Source organism: Roseimicrobium gellanilyticum (assembly GCF_003315205.1).
In the GTDB taxonomy this organism is placed as follows: Bacteria; Verrucomicrobiota; Verrucomicrobiia; order Verrucomicrobiales; family Verrucomicrobiaceae; genus Roseimicrobium; species Roseimicrobium gellanilyticum.
This window is the reverse complement of record NZ_QNRR01000012.1, coordinates 182,117-201,773: the sequence shown is the minus strand read 5'-3', so window position 1 is coordinate 201,773 and position 19,657 is coordinate 182,117. Positions and strand designations below refer to the sequence as shown.

The 19,657-nt window shown below is 59.7% G+C and carries 13 protein-coding genes; 8 read left to right on the top strand and 5 right to left on the bottom strand.

The genetic code is table 11. The features are described from left to right. Positions 1–101: 101 nt before the first annotated feature. Positions 102–578, bottom strand: a complete 477-nt coding sequence (locus tag DES53_RS26150; RefSeq protein ID WP_113961280.1) for an Hsp20/alpha crystallin family protein — start codon at positions 576–578, stop codon at positions 102–104. Between the two features lie 326 nt (positions 579–904). On the opposite strand from DES53_RS26150, the gene DES53_RS26145 reads away from it, so the two are divergent. From DES53_RS26145 to DES53_RS26120, 6 genes are all read left to right on the top strand, one after another. Next, positions 905–1,189 carry a hypothetical protein gene (locus tag DES53_RS26145; RefSeq protein ID WP_113961279.1) on the top strand — a complete coding sequence of 95 codons (285 nt, stop codon included), beginning with the start codon at positions 905–907 and terminating at the stop codon, positions 1,187–1,189. 18 nt (positions 1,190–1,207) lie between these two features. After that, positions 1,208–1,633 carry a c-type cytochrome domain-containing protein gene (locus DES53_RS26140; RefSeq protein ID WP_113961278.1) on the top strand — a complete coding sequence of 142 codons (426 nt, stop codon included), beginning with the start codon at positions 1,208–1,210 and terminating at the stop codon, positions 1,631–1,633. A gap of 54 nt (positions 1,634–1,687) precedes the next feature. Next, a complete protein-coding gene (locus DES53_RS26135; protein WP_170157423.1) occupies positions 1,688–2,341 on the top strand; it encodes a response regulator in 654 nt (217 codons plus the stop codon). After that, positions 2,302–2,730: a sensor histidine kinase gene (locus tag DES53_RS34100; protein WP_113961276.1), complete on the top strand. Its 429-nt coding sequence runs from the start codon at positions 2,302–2,304 to the stop codon at positions 2,728–2,730. The genes DES53_RS26135 and DES53_RS34100 overlap by 40 nt, the downstream gene beginning before the upstream one ends. A 29-nt stretch (positions 2,731–2,759) precedes the next feature. Beyond that, positions 2,760–3,773 carry a zinc-binding alcohol dehydrogenase family protein gene (locus DES53_RS26125; protein WP_113961322.1) on the top strand — a complete coding sequence of 338 codons (1,014 nt, stop codon included), beginning with the start codon at positions 2,760–2,762 and terminating at the stop codon, positions 3,771–3,773. A 161-nt stretch (positions 3,774–3,934) separates the two neighbouring features. After that, the gene (locus DES53_RS26120; protein ID WP_113961275.1) at positions 3,935–4,648 is read left to right on the top strand and encodes a hypothetical protein; all 714 of its coding nucleotides are present in this window, start codon (positions 3,935–3,937) and stop codon (positions 4,646–4,648) included. Here DES53_RS26120 and DES53_RS26115 read toward each other — a convergent pair. The 4 genes from DES53_RS26115 to DES53_RS26100 all read right to left on the bottom strand — a co-directional run bounded on the left by DES53_RS26115 (position 4,617) and on the right by DES53_RS26100 (position 10,874). After that, positions 4,617–5,393 carry a polysaccharide deacetylase family protein gene (locus DES53_RS26115; RefSeq protein WP_170157422.1) on the bottom strand — a complete coding sequence of 259 codons (777 nt, stop codon included), beginning with the start codon at positions 5,391–5,393 and terminating at the stop codon, positions 4,617–4,619. The genes DES53_RS26120 and DES53_RS26115 overlap by 32 nt on opposite strands. Before the next feature lie 158 nt (positions 5,394–5,551). Continuing rightward, positions 5,552–6,889: a tyrosine-type recombinase/integrase gene (locus tag DES53_RS26110; RefSeq protein WP_113961273.1), complete on the bottom strand. Its 1,338-nt coding sequence runs from the start codon at positions 6,887–6,889 to the stop codon at positions 5,552–5,554. A 296-nt stretch (positions 6,890–7,185) separates the two neighbouring features. Then, positions 7,186–7,812 carry a response regulator transcription factor gene (locus DES53_RS26105; protein ID WP_113961272.1) on the bottom strand — a complete coding sequence of 209 codons (627 nt, stop codon included), beginning with the start codon at positions 7,810–7,812 and terminating at the stop codon, positions 7,186–7,188. 11 nt (positions 7,813–7,823) lie between these two features. Next, positions 7,824–10,874, bottom strand: a complete 3,051-nt coding sequence (locus tag DES53_RS26100) for a sensor histidine kinase (RefSeq protein ID WP_113961271.1) — start codon at positions 10,872–10,874, stop codon at positions 7,824–7,826. A gap of 431 nt (positions 10,875–11,305) precedes the next feature. Between DES53_RS26100 and DES53_RS26095 the strand changes: the two genes are divergently transcribed. Both DES53_RS26095 and DES53_RS26090 read left to right on the top strand, forming a co-directional pair. Beyond that, on the top strand, positions 11,306–12,022 hold the full coding sequence (locus DES53_RS26095; RefSeq protein WP_113961321.1) for an AraC family transcriptional regulator: 717 nt from the start codon (positions 11,306–11,308) through the stop codon (positions 12,020–12,022). 330 nt (positions 12,023–12,352) lie between these two features. After that, positions 12,353–19,657 carry an autotransporter-associated beta strand repeat-containing protein gene (locus tag DES53_RS26090; protein ID WP_113961270.1) on the top strand — a complete coding sequence of 2,435 codons (7,305 nt, stop codon included), beginning with the start codon at positions 12,353–12,355 and terminating at the stop codon, positions 19,655–19,657.

The following is a 19,657-nucleotide window of genomic DNA, read 5'->3' as shown; positions in this document are numbered from 1 at the left end:
AGAAGACCTCGCAACTTTTCAGCGCATCATCGCGCTTTGTTACAGCTCCGTCGCCACCCTGATTGTTCGGCGTGTTTGGATTTGCGATTGGCGGGAGTGTGCTACTGCACTTTGACGTCCACCGTCTTGGGTGCTGCCTTTTCGTCCTTGGGAAGATGTACGGTAAGGATGCCGTCCTTGAATTCGGCGTTCACCTTCTCAGCAGCGACTCCCTCAGGCAGCGTAAACGTCCGCATGAAGCTGCCATAGGATCGCTCAATGCGGTGGTACTTCTTGCCCTTCTCCTCCTTTTCGAACTTGCGTTCGCCCGAGATCGTGAGGTCGCCGTCCTCGACGCTGACCTTCACGTCCTCCTTCTTGAGTTCAGGCAGTTCCGCCTTCACGAGGTACTCTTTGGCATCCTCGGTGATGTCGACCAGCGGCGCCCATTCAGCTATGGCCATGGTTTCCTTGCCTCCATTGCCAGGAATGAGCGGTTTGCCGAAGTATTTTTCGAGGCGGTTTTCGAGTTCTCCGATTTCCCGGAAGGGATCCCAGGTGGAACTGCGGAACGGATTGAATCTGGTGAGTGCACTCATAACGCTGTTTCAGTTGGCGGCGGAATGATTGCGATGGTCGGTCTGGGGGAACTCCGCCCGTTTCATCCAGGCTTTCGATGCTCGGTGGCGCGGGAACGCGCTCCAATTTCATCTCTGTGAGTCATAACTACCCGAAGGCGCGCCCTTTTGCTCCGCCGATATTGCGAGCAATTCCTTAAGATTTGGCGTTAGACGGAGAAGGTAGCAGCAATCTACCCGGCAAAATATGGCGCAAACAAGGCAAGCCACGCCATGCGCATGATGGCCCAGATGTGAAATACTGATTCGTACATTACCGCAACCAGAACCAGCCACCTGTTCTCACTATGATTGCGAAATACGACATCGAATACACGGTCTTCCCTGAGCACAATCACAAGGTATCGAGTCATCGGACGGATGACCCGGTGGCCGCGGAGGAGTTCCTGATGAGCCTCCTGCTTTGCGGGGCGCGCATCCACGGAATCAAGCATGAGGGCATGGAACTTGAGAGAACCCAGCAGGACCGCATGCTGCGTACGGCGGCGGAGCGGCTCAGTACCCGATTGCTGTCTCGCTCTCTGCACATCGATCCCATTGCAACGAAGCATCGCTTCGGTTTTGCGGCCTGAAATTCACCGGCGTTTCCCATGAGAGACATTGCACTTGGAGCTGTTGTCTGTGCGTTCATGATGCTGGGTTCTCCGGCCTGTGTGTCCACGGAGTCGCATCCGGTTGAAGTGGAGGGCCTCTTCCACAGCGAAGTGAAGCCCGTACTGGAATACTACTGCATCGAATGCCATGACTCGAAGTCCAGGGGCCAGTATGGAGGACTCAGCATAGAAACGGCACGGGAGGCCATGACGACAGGGCGCAACTCGCCAGTAATCGTCCCCGGCAATCCTGATGCGAGTCTCTTGTACAAAGTGCTCAGATTCGGACATGAAGATCCGCTGGGTATGCCCCCGGCTCCGGACAAGGTTTCTGACGAGCAACTGGCCTCTGTCCGCGCTTGGATCAAAAAGGGTGCGGTCTGGCCGGCGGGAGAGCGTGGGAGGCTGCGCCTGCCGCAGTGATCTTGGTTCAGAGGGTGCCAGCTGTATTCGAAGCAACCAAAACGAGCAATGCACATGAACTCCAAAATCTCACCTCGAACCGTTCGGGTGGTGGATGACGACGAGGGGATTTCGCGTTTGATTGCGCGGCTGCTTCAGCGGGAGGGATATCTCACGGAGAGTGCCAGGTCAGGCGCTGAGGCAGTGGACTGGTTGCGAATCAAGAGAGCTGACCTGATGCTCCTTGATCTGAAGCTCAGGGACATGGAGGGAACGGAGCTGTTGGATATCCTGGAAAAGCAACAATGTGGCATCCCATTCATCGTTATCACGGGGCAGGGGGACGAGAGGGTGGCCGTGAAGCTGATGAAGCAGGGCGCCTTGGATTATGTTGCCAAAGACTCGAATTTCCTGGAGCACTTGCCGGCGGCGGTAAAGCGGTCGCTTGCCCAATTGGAACGTGAAGCCGCGTTGGCAAAGTCGGAGGAGGAACGACGGCGGCTGGAGCGCGAGCTGCTTGCCATTAGCGAGCAGGAGCAAAGGCGCATTGGACATGACCTCCATAACGGGCTGGTGTGGACACGCTTCTTGACGTGCTCAAGCGGCGTCTCTCCTCTAGCTCACCCGCAGATGCGGACGCGGTCGGTGCCATCTCAAACTATGTCAAGGACGCCATTCAGCAGACCCGCATGCTTGCCCGTGGCCTTTCACCCGTGCAGGTGGAGATGAGCGGCCTGATGTCGGCGCTAAAGAGCCTCACTGACCACGGATCCACGCTTTTCAAGGTCAGCTGCAACTTTCACTGCGACGAGCCTGTGCACGTGGAGGACCATGGAATGGCCACTCACGTCTATCGCATCGCTCAGGAAGCGATTCACAATGCAGTCAGACATGGCAAGGCGCGGCGTATCGATGTCGTCTTGTCACGTGATAAGACAGGTGTTGTGTTGCGCATCTTGAGCGATGGAGATTCTGGACCTGTCGCGCAGTTAACGGGCGGGGATGGAATGGGACTTCACACCATGACATACCGCGCCAGGCTGATAGGGGGAGAGCTCCAGATTCACCCTCGCGAGTCGTCAGGCACGGAGGTTGTTTGCACTTTTCCGTGGGAATGAATAACTTTCCGGCTTGAACCATGCAGTTCATGAAAGCCATGGTGCTGAAGTGTTCCGGCGAGCATCTGGAACTCGAGGAGGTCCCAGTACCGTCTCCAGGGCCGGGCCAGGTGCTTGTGAAGGTGGAGGACTGCGGAGTGTGCCGGACAGATTTGCATGTCATTGATGGCGAACTCCATTTCCTCAAGCTTCCTTTGATTCCAGGTCATGAGATCGTCGGGGAGGTGGCAGCATTGGGGATGGGCGTTGAGGGTGTGCGACTCCATGACCGCGTGGGGATTCCCTGGTTGGGGTGGACGTGTGGCGGTTGCGAGTATTGTCTCACCGGGCGCGAGAACCTGTGTGACGCTGCGAAGTTCACCGGCTACACCCTGGACGGGGGCTACGCCGAGTATGCTATTGCCGACGCACGATACTGCTTTCCACTTTCCAAGAACATGCCGAGCGTGGCCGTTGCACCGCTGCTGTGTGCAGGATTGATTGGCTATCGTTCGCTGTTGAAGACGGGTGATGGCCAACGTTTAGGGCTCTACGGATTCGGTGCAGCTGCACACATCCTCATCCAAGTGGCACGCCATCAAGGGCGCGAAGTGTACGCGTTCACGCGGAAAGACAATGATACGGCACAAGAGTTTGCGCGGAGCCTTGGAGCTGTGTGGGCAGGGGCTTCGGAGGATAAGCCGCCTTGTCTTTTAGATGCGGCAATCATCTTTGCTCCGGTGGGAGAATTGGTGCCCCTCGCGCTGCGATCCCTGCGGAAGGGCGGGGTGGTCGTTTGCGGAGGCATTCATATGAGTGATATCCCGGCATTCCCATACGCCTACCTTTGGGAGGAGCGCAGCATTGTCTCGGTGGCGAATCTCACGCGCAGGGATGGCGTCGAGTTCCTTTCACTTGCTCCCTCTATTCCGGTGACCACAGAAACACACGCCTTCCCCTTGGAAGCTGCCAATGAGGCTCTCACCCGCCTTCGCGAGGGGAGGATCAGCGGGGCGGCAGTGCTCGTACCCTCCCTGGCATATCCCCTGTCGCCCGCAAGTTGACTGTTCTCGCTTTGAATCGTTTCGTTATGAGAAGCACAGACAAAGCCCGCGCTTCAGGTTTCCAAGCGACAATGGAATCCTGTGAAGATCCGGCAGGTGGATGGCCTCCGCCGGCAGGTCGTGGGAGCGACGCCTCCTGCCGGGCGGTTGTCCCGCGAGTGATGCGATACCTGAGCCTGGCCACGGTTGTCGCACTGCTGGTGATGCTCGTTTCGGCTGTGTATGGCCACTGGGACGGTTCCACGATGAAGCTGTCGCTGGCCCACAGCTACGTCACCGAATACATGAAGCTGGCACCGCACTGGCCGTGTCTCACCGTGGCGAGCTTTGTCTTCGCAGTGCTGCTTCAGCTCCTCGCATTGGGGTTTCTGTTAAAGTACCGACAGAAGCTTCTGGTGCTTTTTGGGTGTCTTTTGCTTTCCTCGGCCTCGATGGGCACCTTCTTTATGGCGTATGCGCCTGTTCGGGAGGCAGCGGAGCCGCCCTACTCATCCAGGCAATGGTGGGCTCCCTCGTGGTGGTTTACCGCCGCGAAGGCACAGACCGAGTATGAACATGGAATGGCAGATGCCTACTCTGACGTCCACTATCGTGCCATCCGCCTTGTACTCTGCTCCAGTCTCACGGGCATGCTCTTGCTGGGAACTGCCATCGGGTGGAGCAAGCGGAGCAGCTTCGCAAAATTCACATGGTTTGCGGTGGGGGCGATGTCCATTCTGTTTATCGCCTGTGACAATATGAACGAATGGAGGGGGCTGACGCAGCGCGCGGGGTTTTTCATCATGTACGCCTGGCTGTGGCTTGCATGGCACCACTGCTATTTCGCAGGTGCAGAAGCTCACGTTAGTCACAATCAGGTGATGCGTCAGGACTGATTGTCACCGGGGAAACTGGGCTGCCAGGTGAACTGGTGCCCGCGAGCGTTCTGCGCTGTAGCTCTGGAATCCACTCTGGAATCGTGACGAATTCGAATCCGCGCTCCCTGAGATTGTGAATGATGACTGGCAGAGCCTCGACCGTTTCCGGGTAGCCCACATGCATGAGGATGATGGCTCCTTGCAGTTCCTCGTCACTTTTCCCCAGAACCCTCCCTTCGATGAAGGTCGCCAGTTTGCGGCCCTCCACGGCATCGAGCGTATCGACGGTCCATCGAATGCTGAAAAAGCCCAATTTCTGCGCCTGCCTCAGCACCCGTTTGTTGACCTCCCCATAGGGAGCTCTGAACAATGGCAAGTACTGTCGTCCAAACCATCCAACAAAGCGATCGTCTGTTCGAACCAATTCCTCGCAAACCTGCCAGTCTTCCGCCCCGGTGAGGTCCCTATGATCCCACGAGTGATTGCCTATGATGTGCCCCTGAGCCGCAATCATCCTCGCTAGGGAAAGATGCTCAAATGCCCATCGACCGGTCAGAAAGAAGGTGGAGCTGACCCTCTCACGTTCCAGCATGCGTAGCAGGTCTTCCAGACCTGTGTCGTCGCCTTCTGCATCAAAGGTGAGCGCTATCTGCCGCAGATTCTGCGGGCCACGGGCAAGCTCGGCCGGGGGCGACTGCGGAAGAGTCTCGTCTCCCGTGGTTTGCGGCTTTTGTTGCTGGCCACTCGAATTTGGGAGCCACATTACCAAGGATGTTGCGAGCAAACAGGCAGCCGATTTCCTAAGTGTGATAGGTTTCATCGCCTCTCCTCCGGTGAAGATAGGTACGCGGTAACGTGGTGGCCTGAAGGGGCGAGCGCTCCCCACATTTTGCGTTTTGCCACTCCTTTCGTGCTCCGCATTTAGGTCCTAGCACTTGCGTGGACGTCCAACGCGGGAGCTGTCACGGCGAGCTCAGGAAACTGAAGTTGTAGTCTTTGCTTGCGTCCAATGTAGTGCTCGCGGGCCACTTTGACGTCGTTTCGGAGAAAGTCCGCAGCCACGTCAATGGAGCCTACCTGGCTAAAGATTAATGAGCCGGCTTCCTTCCTGAGGGTGTGAAGTGCAGTGACGCTTTTGACGCCATGACTTCTGAGCCATTGAAGGGCTTTGGCAAACGTGGGCATGCATCGTACCCGGACCTTGAGATCGAGGGAACCCGGGATGACGAATGGTCCGGCTTCCCATGAGTGCCGGTGGGTTTTGAGGATGTGCACGACTTCGGGAGCCAGATCGATGCGGCTTTCCGAATTGCGCGCTTTGGGGCGGGAGTAAGCAGTGGTGCGAATCCAGATGTGGCCCCCTGCTAGATCGACTTGTTCCCAGGTGAGTCTATCAATCTCCGCTCGCCGCATTCCACAGCAAAGTGCCAACACGATGACCAGATAAACTTCAGGCTGGCTTGTTTCGAGTTCGGTTCGTGCGAGTTTGAGCAGGTCGGAGGCATCTATTGAAGAGACATACCGGTGACTTGGTTCGGGTAGGGGGCGCGTGGTCCGAAAGGGATTGATGGCGGGCAACTCGAAATCCTGAAAATGGACGCTGAGCTTCGGTGCGAACATGCTGGCTGCGCAACGGATGTAGGAATTCGAGGTCGTGGCAGCTTTGGCTCGTTTGAGGTGGTCTTGCCCGGCTGACTTCAGCATCTCTTGGCGGAAGGATTCCACAACGACAGGAGTGACTAAGTCCAGTTGCACGGCGCGGACTTTTGCGTGCCAAGCGGTCTTTTCCGCCTTGTTAGCGTGCCGCGAAAGCCTTGGCAGTCCGAGCGAGTGAGCAACGATGCGCCGAAGGGAATTCAAATTGTCAGAAACAGAGAAGCGGCTCAGGTGACCGGTCACGGCCTCGTAACGGAGGCAAAATTCTCCAACTGTGGGTTTCTTGGTCTCCACAGTCGGGGGCTTGGCATGCTTCGCCCGGGTGACTCGTCTTGATGGTCGCAGATGAGCGAAATCCGAGTGGTCGTAGAGCTGCTCCACCGTATTGCTGGGAACTGACAAGAAGGCTCCGATTCGATCCGCCATCGACTTTGCAGCCTCAAGTTCGGTGCCCAAGGAGAAGTAGTGCTGCACGCCATCCTTCTTCATTCGGAACGTGTACCCCTCAGCAAAAGTCTCTACTCCGTCCCGATGATAGGCATGGCGATAGATGCGATTTCCGCGGCGGGTGAACGCCTGCTTTGGCCTGTCTTCGCGTCTCATGTTTAACCCCAGTTTAACCCTTTTTCGGGTGATTCAACATGATTCAGCGAAATTCAATGTGTCATAAAACCCTCAAGGTGAGTGATTGTGACTCGCGTTGAATCAGCTTGAATCACTGACGTACACGATTGGAAATCGTGTGTGCTAGAAATAGTACCGAGGGTTCGAATCCCTCCCTGTCCGCCACTGAATGAACGAGTTACGAATTCATTTGGGCGTGGCCGCGTTCTTCAGGTAATTGCGATCTCATTGGGATGGCCCGCAGCGCGGCGTATCAATGAACGAAGCCGGGCCCGTTACCGCCCCAGGTACTTCAGCACCGCTTCGGTCCGTGACTGCACATGGAGCTTGCCGTAGATGAGGTGAAGGTGTCCGCGCACCGTGCTGGTGCTGATATCCAGATGATCGGCGATCTCCTTGTACTGCAGACCTTTTGCGAGCAGCGTGAGGATCTCGTGCTCCCGCGGGGTGAGCGTTTCCATCTCGGAGACCGGAGAACGGCTGGGGTGGAAGTATGACACTACCTTCCGCGCAATTTGTGCGGACATAGGCGACCCTCCCTCGTGAACCTCCTTGATGGCAGCAACTATTTCAGCGGCAGGGGTACGCTTGAGGAGATAACCACTGGCTCCCGCTCGAAGAGCTTCGAAGATAAGCTTGGTGTCATCGTAGGTGGTCACCATCATCATCTGCAGCTTGGGATGGGCTGCCTTGAGCACGGCCACGCACTCGATGCCGCTGCGGCGGCCGAGATTGATGTCGACCAGAAGGACATCCGGCAGATTTTTGGGTACGCCACGGATGGCGTCTTCCGCAGAAGAATAGGTTTCCATGCCAGTGAGGTCATCACTGCGGTTAATGATGGCCAGCAGGTTTTCGCGCGTGGCCGGATCGTCCTCCACGATGGAAACTTTGATGAGCATGGGGAGTGGCGTTATGGGTGGTTCGATGCTGCAGGGGTCATAGGAGAGGCATCCGAGGGCCAGGGCAGGTGTACGACAAGCGAGGTGCCAGCGCCGGGCTTGCTACGGATCTGCAGTGTGCCGCGCAAGGCCTTGGCGCGAGTGTTCATATTGGCGAGGCCATCGCCCCCCGTGGTGACTGCGCCGGGCTCGAAGCCCTGTCCGTTGTCGGTGACAATCACCCGGAGCTCGCTGTCGCCCGGGGTGATCTCGATATGAACTTCGTTCGCGGAAGCATGCTTGATGGTGTTGTTCACGGCTTCGCGAACAATAAGCAGAAGGTGGTGACGGAAGTCGGCCGTGAGGTGCTTTGTGGGAATCTCATCAGGGAAGTCGAGTCGGCAGCGCACGCCTGCAGCGCCTGTCAGATCCATGGCTTGCTGGCCGATGTAGTCCAGCAGGCTGGCGAGGTTGTCGTGCTCGGGGTTGATGGCCCAGACGATTTCGTCCATTTCTGCCGCGGCCTTCCGGGCGGTGCGTGCGAGACGTGGCAGGTAGGAGGTGGGGGCGGCGCCATCTGCCTGGGCAAGATCGGAAAGCATGGAGATCTCTGTGAGGCTTGCGCCGATCTGATCGTGCACATCCCTTGCAATGCGGGCACGCTCTCTTCTCACCGCCACCTCCTGCCTCAGAAGAACGTTCTGCCGATGCACCCTCCATGACGTGAGGGCATTAGCCACCAGCGCGGCCAGAGCGAGCGTCGCTATTGCGGCCACCGCGCGAAACCACGTACGCTGCCAGAGGAAAGGGGCCACGGTGAACGCGAGTGTGGCGTCCCGCTTGCTCCATACGCCGTCGTTGTTCATCGCGCGTACGCGCAGGACATAGCTGCCGGGATCGAGAGAGGCGTAGCTCGCGATGCGATCACGTCCGCTGGTCACCCACCCTGCGTCCACTCCGGAAAGCCGATGCTGCAGCACGACATTCTCGCGGGCAGTGTAGCTTTTTGCGCTGAGTTGAAAGCGCGCACTGATGATCCCGGGGCCAATCTCGGCTGGACCCGGGACGCCATCTGGCACCGTTCTACCGTTGGCTACGAAATCCTCAATTGCAACAGGTGGCGGTGCCCTGTTCCCACCCGGCAACTCGGGGTTGGCGATGACAATGCCGCTACTTCGCGAGGAGAACCACAGGCGGTTGTCAGACGCGAGCATCGTGTTGGGAGCATAGCCACTGTTTGCCTGCAGACTCGGGGCACCCTCGCTGGCGCCAAACGCCATGGTGTGAAATCTCTCCGCACGGCCTTCCGCCACGGCATTAAGTTCGTCCAGGGAGAGAAGGAAAATGCCGCGATCTCCCGCGCCCCAGAGCCGGCCCTTGTGGTCCAGCACCAGTTGGGACACCACATTGTGCCGCAAACCATGAGTTGTGGTGAGCACCGAACAGCGGCCCTCTTTCACACGGACCAGTCCATCACCTCCGGTGCCGACCCAGAGGCAGCCATCGTCGGTGGCCAGGATCGTACGGATGCCGCCGTCTCCGGGGAATCCGGGCGGCGTTCGATCCAAGAGCGCGTCACCCTGCGCCAGCAGAAGACGGCTGCCGCGAGTGCCTACCCAGATGCGTCCATCCATATCCTGCGCCAGGGCGTGAATCTCTCCGGCATCCGGAGGGAGCTTGAGTGAGATCCACATGCCGGGCTCTCCGTGTGTGATCGACTCCGCCTGGGCGATCCAGATTTCCCCATTGCGTGCCACCATGATGGCCCTGATGCGCAACTGACCTTCGCGCGCGGGGGGGAGAGGGGCGATTTCATACTTGTCGCCGTCCCAGCGCACCACGCGATTCTCGCTGGCGCCGATCCAGACATTGCCGAGGGTATCCGCCGTGACGCAGGTCGCCAGTGGGCCGGGCCAGTTTGCGGGAGCCCTCAGGTGCCGCCAGCTTCCGGAGCGCCTGGTATAGAGCTGCCCGGTTTGCATCGCCACCCAGATGTCGCCTCGTGCATCCGTGCACAAACTGCGCGCGGTTTGCAAGATGGGAGCGTTTTCCTCGCGGAGCGTCTCAAGTACGCGTGGCCGCACCAGGCACACGCCGCCACCGCCGGTGCCAGCCCAGAGATTGCTTTCGTGGTCTTCACAGAGCGACCACACGTCATAGTTGGACAGCGGGATTTTCTCAAATGAACTGCCTTCTCTGAGGTAGAGGCCGTCTGCGAATGTCCCGATCCAGAGACGCTGATGCGCATCTTCCAAAATGGCAGAGGGACGGGTGCCGGGAGGACCGATGGGCAGCGTGGCCACTGCCTTCAGCCCTTCAGCCTCGGTGAATCTCAACAATTGCCTGCCGCTCACGATCCACAGGCCGCCCCCTTTTGCTTTGCACAAAAGCGTGACTGCGTCGGGCAGGTCGGCCACCCACTCGAACATGTCTCCCTGCCATCGTGCCAGGATCTCACGTCCTGCCGCCCAAATGGCACCCCGTTCATCCTGTGCCACCATCTGGGCACTATATCGGACGGGAGGATTTCCAGGCCGGCTCACGCTGGTGACATTGGCGAGGAGCCCATTTCTTAGCCGGAAAACTCCTGCTTGCTCGTGGCTCAGCCAGATGGTGCCATCCGCTTGCTCAAAGAACGCATTTGGCCGGCCGTCACGGCCCAGCTCTTGAGCGACCACTTGAGGCTCTTTTCCGACCCGATGTGCCACCAGGCCCATATTGGTGGCAAGCCACAGGGTGCCATCCTGGGAAGACATCACGCCACCGATCCCGCGTGAATTCCATGTCTTGGGCAAGTCCGCTGGTTCCAGCAACCTCCAGCCATCAAACCGCGCCAGCCCACTTTGCGTGGCGAAGAGCATGGCGCCATCGTACGCCTGCGTCACGGCGGTCACATCGTTGTTGGGCAGTCCATCATCTGTCTGCCAGGCATGATAGAGCCAGGATGATTCACTGGTGGGCTCACGGTTGGGAACGCCCTCTTCACCCTCTGCCTGCAGCCATACGTCAGTGAGCAGCAACAAAAAGCCGGACACCACAAACCTCGTGAGCGGCTTGCATGCGCATCGATACAGGATGGTCATGGAGGAAGGAGCGACGAGCTGATGTATTCCAGAGACTAGAGTACTTCACCTGGCCCACTGAGTGCCAGTACTGGCTTAAACGCAACGCCATCAAAACAGAACATTCGTTCTGTAGATGCCCGTGAGGGGGATCACTACGCTTGGGGAGTAACGACATTGCATTCACCAACCGCCGGTTCGTTGCGCCGGCGATTCCGCCGCTCCTTACTATGTTCCTCGGAAGCCACCTGTCCTTCATGCCGCAGACGCCACCGGGGTCTGCGTGCCATCTGAACCGTGCTGAGGGCCATGCCGGATCACGGATCCTGCATGTTGCCGAAGCATCACATCACCCCATTTTCAATCTGGGAATGGAACCCGCGGCACCCCCCGCGAAGAGAAGCGAGTCCCTCAGCGCACCAAGCGAGTTTCAAAAGGCGTTCTTCAAGCGCATGGGATCGATGCAGCAGTTCCGCATGCTGTTCGAACATCTGCCGGACACGGATTTCTTTGCCAAGGACACGGAAGGACGATTCGTCGCCATCGGTGAGGGCATGCTTCGCCGCATTGGAGCCACGCGGGAGGAGGAGTTGCTTGGGGTGAGCGACTCGACGATCCATCCGCCGTATGTCGCGCGGGCCATCCGGCAGGATGACCTGCATGTCATGCAGACCCGCCAGCCCATCATTGATCGGGTGGAGGCACTCTATGCACGCACCCGGGCCAAGGACTGGTTTGTCACCACGAAACTGCCCATCCTGGACGCCCATGGCGAGGTGATTGGAGTCATGGGCTTTGTCCGCCCGTATCACGGAGGCTCGGGAGGTGGCGAAGATGACGAGCAACTGCAGAAGGTGGTGGACCACATTCATCTCCACTTTCGGGAGCGCCTCGCCGTGGCGGATCTCGCCCAAATCGCCCACCTCTCCGAGCGGCAACTCAACCGGCGCTTCCAGAAGACGTATCGCATGAGCACCCAGGAGTTCATCGTGCGCACGCGCATCCAGGCAGCGAGTGATGAACTCCTGGCCACGGAAAGCTCAATTGCGGAGGTCGCGCTGAATCATGGGTTCTACGACCAGAGCGCCTTCACGCGCCAGTTCCGCCAGCACACGGGCGAGACACCACGGACCTTCCGCAGCCGCCGCCGGAAGACGCAGAGGAAATGATGCGCACCATCGGCACATCGAATAGATGCATGCGGCATACCCATCATTGCAGTCGACATGCCAGCAGGCTGGTTGCGGACACAAGGCGGCGGATCGTTACCAAAGATCGTCTGAAGGAGACAATCATTCAGGAGGCGCATCCTTCACGATGGAGCGCATGTGGATCACACGCACTCCGTCAGATGCGCCGAGCGCAGGCATTTCTGTGCCTCTGACCTGCGTCGATCACGACTTCATCACGGGCATCAAGTTCTGAGCCGGATTCTTCGCCGCCCGCTAAGGCTGCAGAACGCACTTTGTTTGAGCCTCCATTCGCAGCGCTTCTTAATCATGGAAAAAAACATCATCAGTCACTGTGGCCCGCGAATCGGATTGCCAGGACTCGCCTCTGCCATCGTGGGAGCCTGTGTCCTCCTGCTGGCACTGCAACCCGCACCTGCGGCTACGGCGACATGGAATGGTACGACAGATGCTGTCTGGGGAACGACGACGAACTGGAACACCAGCCTGGTGCCGGGCACAGGTGACACCGCAACCTTCAACAACGCAGGCAATGGAAACACCAACATTGACCTTGGCGCGGGAATCATCCTCAACACGCTTCTCTTTGACACGGCTGGTGCAGGGGCATACACGATCGGCTCTGGCGCGGCGGGAAGCCAGACGCTTACGTTGGACAATGGCGGTGCCATTACCATCAATGCCACTGTCACCACCAGCCAGCTCATCAACGCCGGCCTCGTCCTTGGAAACGACGGCACGGCCCAGCTCTTCTCCATCACCAACAACAGCACGACCGGAGGGCAACTGCTGACTCTGGCTGGTGGCATCAGTGGATCCACGGGTGCAGGCATCAAAACACTGGCCGTGGCGGGAGCAGGAAACACCCTCATCAGCGGCATAATCAGCAACGGCACCACCGGCACGGTGGCGCTGACCAAGAGCGACGCGGGCACGCTCACGCTTTCGGGAGTCAACACGTATACAGGTGGCGTGACGCTCAACGGAGGACGGTTGAACATCAACAACGCCGCCGCTCTGGGTAACACCGCGACAGGCGTGCTCACGATCAATGGCGGCATCATCAACAACACCAGCGGCGCCGCGATCACCACCACCACCGCGAAGGCTCAAACCTGGGCAGGCGACTTCACCTTCAGCGGGACGAACGATCTGAACTTCAACAGCGGTGTCGTGACCCTGACTGGATCCGGATCACGTACAGTGAATGTCAGTGCCGGCACACTGACTGTGGGCCGTATGACCAGCGTGAGCACGGGCCTCAATGTGACCGGCCCCGGAGTTCTGGCCATTACCACCACGGCGGCCAGCAACATTGGCGGCACCCTTGATGTCGCCACGGGAAGCACCTTCCGGTTCAACACCGGGGCCGCTGCCGGCACCACCCACGACTTCATCGCCACCGGCCTCACCGGCGGCGGCACTATTGGAAACGGCGGTGGCGCGATACGGTGGCTCTTCATCAACAACGCCGTCGACAACACCTTCTCCGGCGTCCTGCAGAATGGCGGCGCAGCGGGCTTGGGACTTAACAAAGGCGGTGCGGGCACCCTCACGCTAAGCGGCGCCAGTACTTATACAGACAGGACCACACTGAATCTGGGAACGATCAAGGTCACGGGCTCCATCAACGCCGGCAACACGGCCGGACACATCCTCATCACTCCTGCCTCAGGCACCACGGCTCGAATGGTGGTAGAAGGCGGCTCTATTCTCGTCGGCGGGTCGTTCACGGGAAATGCGGCGTTCGTGGTGGGCAACACCACGGGGGGCACGGCCATCCTGGACATGACGTCCGGCTCCATCACCACGGGGGGCACCGCCACACTTCGGGAGATCTGGGTTGGGCGGGCTGGCTTCGGGGTGGCGAATATCAGCGGCGGGACCGTCACGATTGGCGGATACCTTGTGAGCGGCATCACCACCGTCGGCGCCACCGGCATCTGGAACATCAACGGCGGTGCGGTTTCCATCGGCACCATTGGCAACTTCGGAGCCACCTTGGGTGCCACGGCCAACACCACCGGTGTGATGAACATCACGGCGGGCAGCTTCACGAACACGCAGACCGTTGGCACTGCCAGCGGCATCTTCGTCGGTGAAAACGGCCTCGGCATCCTGAACGTCTCCGGCACGGGCCTGGCCACTCTGGGGGGGAGTGCAAGTTCCGCCGGCCTGACCATTGGTGGAAACCTTGGCACTGCGGCAGGCACCGGCATCGTCAACCTGGGAGCGATAGGAGCGGGTGGAGGCACCATTGATGCGATGCGGGTACGTAAAGGATCTGGCACCGCTACTTTCAATTTCCACGGAGGTATCCTGAAGGCGAGCACCGGAGCTGCCACCGCCTTCATGACTGGCCTCACCAACGCCTATGTGTACAGTGAAGGCGCGAACATTGATACCAACGGCCAGACGATCACCATCGGGCAGGCACTACTCGCGCCCACGGATTCCGGTGTCTCGTCCATTTCTCTGGCTGGAACCGGCTTCACCACGACTGGATACACCACCGCTCCGCTGGTGACCATCAGCGGCGGCACCGGCTCCGGTGCCACGGCGGTAGCTACCATTGATGCCAGCGGCAATCTCGCGGGTATCACCATTACCAACCCTGGTGTTTACACCGTAGCGCCCACGACAGTCACGCTCAGCGGCGGAGGCTATGCCACCACCTCTGTCAGCACCGACGCCATCACCACCGCGGCAAACACGAGCGGTGGCCTTGCGAAAAACGGCGCTGGTTCCCTGACGCTCACCGGCCAGAGCACCTACACCGGTGGTACGATCGTCAACGCCGGAACCCTGGTGTTGGCGGGAGCAAACAACGGGACTGGAACGGTTCGCGGAGCACTCACCATCAATTCAGGAGCCCTGGTGCAAGCCACCACAGTGAATGCCTTTGGATACAACATCGGCCTTGGCATTACGACAGTCAATAACCTCGGCGGCACGCTCGAAACCACGGCTGCGGGTGACCAGGGATTCAACACCACGTACAACCTGACCGGCGCTACTATGACATCCAACGGAGGCCTCAGCAGCGCCGCCGCCACCAGCTATTGGGTGCTGGGTAAGATGGCTGGGCAGTCTGATGCGGTGAATTCCTTCGCCAGCGCTGCCACATCGACCATTGCGGGTCGCCTGCATCTCCGTAACGACAACGGAAACACCAGCGTCGTCTTTACTGTGGAGGACGGCGCGGCGGCCACCGACCTGCTCGTTTATGCCGCCATCACGCAGAACGCCGCAGTCGGCATCACCAAGACAGGGGCGGGCACCATGTCGCTTTCTGGAGTGAATACCTACACAGGCGTCACCACCATCAATGCGGGCACGCTCCATCTGGATAGTGCCGGAGCACTTGGAGGAGGTGGTAACATCACCTTCACGGGAGGCACACTGCAGCATGGCATCAACAACGCCGTCGACTACTCCGCGAAGATCATCAACAGCACGAGTGCCATCAGGATCGACACCAATGGCCAGAGTGTGTCCTATGCCGCAGCACTCGCCGCTAGCAACACCGGTGGCCTGATTAAGTCCGGCACCGGCACGCTGGCTCTCGGCGCGCCCACACTCTACACAGGCGGCACCAACGTAAGCGGCGGCACGCTCTCAATCTCTGGACTGGCGGGAACAGCCACTGTTTCCTCCGGGGCGACGATGGCTGGCACCGGCACCATCGCTGGATTGCTCACACTCGACAGCGGCTCATTTCTCAACATGCAGAATGGCGCAGCGGGCACCCTGACGCTGGCTTCGGGACTGACCATCAATGGAGCATCTACCTTGGGCTTTGATCTTGGCAGTGCGGCGGATCTTCTCGCCCTGACAAGTGGCGTATTGAACGTGAGCGGCGTCACCACGCTGAACTTTGCGGATATCGGCGCCGTGGCAGGCACCTACAATTTGATTACCGGTGCGGCGGGCATCAGCCTCAGCAACTTCACCTCGTCCGTCTCCACCTTGGGCGGATTCAACTTGAGTCTCTCCATTCTCACGGGGGACACGCTCGCGGTAACTCTCTCGACCTCGGCTCCGCTGAGTGCCTACTGGAAGGGGGATGTGAACGCTCTGTGGAATACAAACAACTCCGGCAACACCAACTGGGACTCCTCTCAATCCGGCGGAACGGACGCCGGCGCACTTCCGCAGGCGGCAACGGATGTCTTCTTTGCCGCGAATGGCGCTGCGAACCTGAACACTGCTCTCGGTGCGGACACAAGCATCAAGAGCCTGACGGTTTCATCCACCAGCAGTGTGGGAATCGCCGGCGGCAACAGCCTGACCCTTGCGGGTGCTGGCGGCATCAACCAGCAGTCCGGCGCGGGTGCTCTTTCCATCACCGCGACGACCGTCATGCTGGGAGCCAGCCAGCCCTGGAACAACAACTCCAGCAACGCCCTGACCGTGGGCAGCAACGTGACTGGACTCGCGGCATCCGGAACATTCACCCTGACCCTCGGCGGATCTGGCAGTGGTTCGACAAACCTTAGCGGTGTCATCGCGAATGGTTCGGGCGGAGGCAATGTCGCTCTCGTGGCAAACAAGACCGGAGGTGCCGTGACACTCTCCGGCAACAGCACCTACAGCGGCGGCACCACCCTGGTCGCCGGCACGACGCTCAATCTCAATAATGGAGGAACCTCCTCCAGCAATTCCGCCATCGGTACCGGCACCTTTTTGATCAATGGCGGCACGATTGACAACACCAGCGGCAGCGCACTGACACTCGCGACGAATAACGTGCAGGAGTGGAATGGAGACTTCACCTTCACCGGTAGCAATGCCCTGAACCTGGGCACCGGCACGGTCAATCTGGGGGGCAATCGCATCCTCACCATCACGGCCAGCACGCTCACTGTGGGTGGCGACATCCGGGCTGGCGGCGGGGCCTTTGGCATCACCAAGACAGGCGCGGGTACGCTTGTTTTCAGCGGCACGGCGGCCAACACCTACACGGGTGCAACCACCGTGAATGACGGCATCCTGCGACTGGGCAAGACAGCGGGTGTGAATGCGATTGCCAGCACCACCCTGACCATCGGGGATGGAGTCGGCAGCGCGGATACCGTCCAGCTGCTCGCCGCCAATCAGATTGTCGATACCACGGATGTGACCATCGCTTCGAGCGGGATTTTTGATTTGAATGGCAACGAAGAAACTTTTGATGGACTGGCTGCCACCACAGCCACCGCGCTGGTGGACAATACCGCCGCGATCGCGGCGACGCTGGCCATTGGAGCCAACAACGCCACCACCACCTTCGCCGGGATCATTCAGAACTCGGGCGGAGGCGCCCTGTCTCTCACCAAACTCGGCACGGGTGTGCAGACTCTCACCGGCAGCAACACCTACACAGGCACTACCACCATCAGCGCCGGCACGCTGCAAGTTGGCACGGGCGGTACAACCGGAACGCTTGGCACCGGGAATGTGACCAACAACGGTACGCTTACCTTCAACCGCAGCGATGCGATCTCCTTCTCCAGCATCATCAGCGGAACCGGCGCCTTGATCAAAACCGGGGGAGGCATGCTCACGCTCTCGGGCCTGAACACCTACACCGGCACCACCACGGTAAGCGCGGGCACGCTGCTGTTGACGGGAGCCATCAATGCCGCAAACACTGCCAATGTTGGGCAGGCCACTGTCGGGAATACCGCAAACGTCAACGCGGTGCTTTCGATCGAGGGCGGCACGCTGAATGCCTCCAAGAACACGAGCCCCAGCATTGCCGTCGGCTCGGTCGCCAACAGCCGTGGCTTCGTGAAGATGACCTCCGGCACCATCACCACTGGCAGCGAGTTTCATCTGGGCCGCGGCACTGGAGCCTTTGCCGCCATGTCGCTGATCGACGGCAGTGTGACGAGCGCGAGCTGGTTTGTCGTGGGCTTCAACAACGATCGCGCCATCCTGAATCAGAGCGGCGGAAACATCCTGCTCAACTCGAACCGCATGACCATCGGTGCAGGCGGTTCCGGCTCTATCGGCGTGTACAATGCCAGTGGCACGGGAACCTTTACTGCGACGAGTGGCAGCGGAGGCATGCACGTGGGTGAGAATGGGCTGGGGACCCTGAACGTGTCCGGCTCGGCGAGCGTCAATCTTGCCACGAATGGATTGACCCTGGGACAATTGGCCAGCGGCAATGGCACCGTAAATCTTCTTGGCGGAACCATCACCACCAACCGGGTGAACAAGGGTGCGGGCACAGGGACCTTCAACTTCAACGGAGGCACCCTGAAGGCCAACGCGACCAACGCCACCTTCATGACAGGCCTCACGAACGCCTACGTCCATGCCGGTGGCGCGAAGATTGACTCCGGTGGCTCCGATATCACGGTCTCCCAGGCTCTGCAGGCTCCCTCCGGCAGCGGTGTGAGTTCCATCGCTGTGATCGATGGTGGCTCCGGATATGTCGACACGCCCGTGGTGGTCCTCAGCGGCGGTTCCGGCAGCGGAGCCACGGCGATTGCGACGGTCGTCAACGGGGTCGTCACCGGCTTTGTGATCACCAATCCCGGCACCGGCTATGCGGATGGTGATGTGCTGACCGTAACCCTCCACGGCGGTGGTGCCACCACCGCCGCGATGGCCGGCACCATCAGTCTGGCCGCCAACACCAGTGGCGGTCTCACCAAGGTCGGCGCGGGTGTGCTGACGTTTTCCGGGACCAGCACCTACACGGGAGGCACCACGGTAAACGAAGGCACACTCGCGCTCGGCCACGTCACGGACACCCTTGTGGACTCAGGTGCGGTCACTGTGAACGGCGGCACGCTGGATGTGGGTGTTAACAGCGACACTGTGGGCACGGTCATGCTGATGAGCGGAACCATCACCGGCACCACTGGCGTGCTGACAGGTTCCTCCTATGCAGTGCAGAGCGGCACGGTGAGCGGTACCCTTGGTGGCAGCGGAGCGCTGACGAAGACCACGTCGGGCACCGTCGCCATCACCAGTGCCAATACTTATGCCGGAGGCACCTCGGTGAATGCAGGCACGCTGCGGGCGAACAACACTGCCGGCTCTGCGACCGGTTCGGGAAATGTGGTGGTGGTCTCCGGCGGGCGCCTCGGGGGTACGGGCACGGTGGGATTGATCACCAGCACGCAGAACATCACCGTGAATAGCGGTGGCGTGCTCGAAGTTGGTAGTCCGGGAGACATCACAGCGGAGAACCTGAGTGTCGCCACCAGCGGCGCAGGAACCATTTCTCTCCTGGGCACGCTGGATTTTGATATCTACGACAATCTCGGTGGCGAGAATTCCGCAGAATCGAATGACCAGCTTCTCCTCTTCAGCGATACCAGTATTGTTCTCAGCGGCACGCTGAAGGTCACGGATACCACTACCTTCTCCGCCACGGACTGGGCGGCAGGGGACAAGTGGCAGTTGCTCGACTGGTCTGGTGTCACCGAGGCCACAAAGTTTACGGGCGGCTTCACCACACTGGACCTTCCCTCGCTGGATTCGGGACTCAGTTGGATCACTTCCACAGATGCCAGTGGGTTTTACATCGCGGTGGCTGTCGTGCCGGAGCCTGACCGGGCTCTTCTTCTGCTGGGTGGCCTCGCGCTCCTCGTCCTGCGTCGCCGCCGCCCGTGA

Bases quoted from the DNA above. Each gene is read 5' to 3' on its own strand.
- DES53_RS26110 (WP_113961273.1), bottom strand. From the start codon at position 6,889: ATGAGACGCGAAGACAGGCCAAAGCAGGCGTTCACCCGCCGCGGAAAT.
- DES53_RS26115 (WP_170157422.1), bottom strand. From the start codon at position 5,393: ATGTGGCTCCCAAATTCGAGTGGCCAGCAACAAAAGCCGCAAACCACG.
- DES53_RS26090 (WP_113961270.1), top strand. From the start codon at position 12,353: ATGGAAAAAAACATCATCAGTCACTGTGGCCCGCGAATCGGATTGCCA.
- DES53_RS26095 (WP_113961321.1), top strand. From the start codon at position 11,306: ATGGGATCGATGCAGCAGTTCCGCATGCTGTTCGAACATCTGCCGGAC.
- DES53_RS26140 (WP_113961278.1), top strand. From the start codon at position 1,208: ATGAGAGACATTGCACTTGGAGCTGTTGTCTGTGCGTTCATGATGCTG.
- DES53_RS34100 (WP_113961276.1), top strand. From the start codon at position 2,302: ATGCTTGCCCGTGGCCTTTCACCCGTGCAGGTGGAGATGAGCGGCCTG.
- DES53_RS26135 (WP_170157423.1), top strand. From the start codon at position 1,688: ATGAACTCCAAAATCTCACCTCGAACCGTTCGGGTGGTGGATGACGAC.
- DES53_RS26145 (WP_113961279.1), top strand. From the start codon at position 905: ATGATTGCGAAATACGACATCGAATACACGGTCTTCCCTGAGCACAAT.
- DES53_RS26105 (WP_113961272.1), bottom strand. From the start codon at position 7,812: ATGCTCATCAAAGTTTCCATCGTGGAGGACGATCCGGCCACGCGCGAA.
- DES53_RS26120 (WP_113961275.1), top strand. From the start codon at position 3,935: ATGCGATACCTGAGCCTGGCCACGGTTGTCGCACTGCTGGTGATGCTC.
- DES53_RS26125 (WP_113961322.1), top strand. From the start codon at position 2,760: ATGAAAGCCATGGTGCTGAAGTGTTCCGGCGAGCATCTGGAACTCGAG.
- DES53_RS26150 (WP_113961280.1), bottom strand. From the start codon at position 578: ATGAGTGCACTCACCAGATTCAATCCGTTCCGCAGTTCCACCTGGGAT.
- DES53_RS26100 (WP_113961271.1), bottom strand. From the start codon at position 10,874: ATGACCATCCTGTATCGATGCGCATGCAAGCCGCTCACGAGGTTTGTG.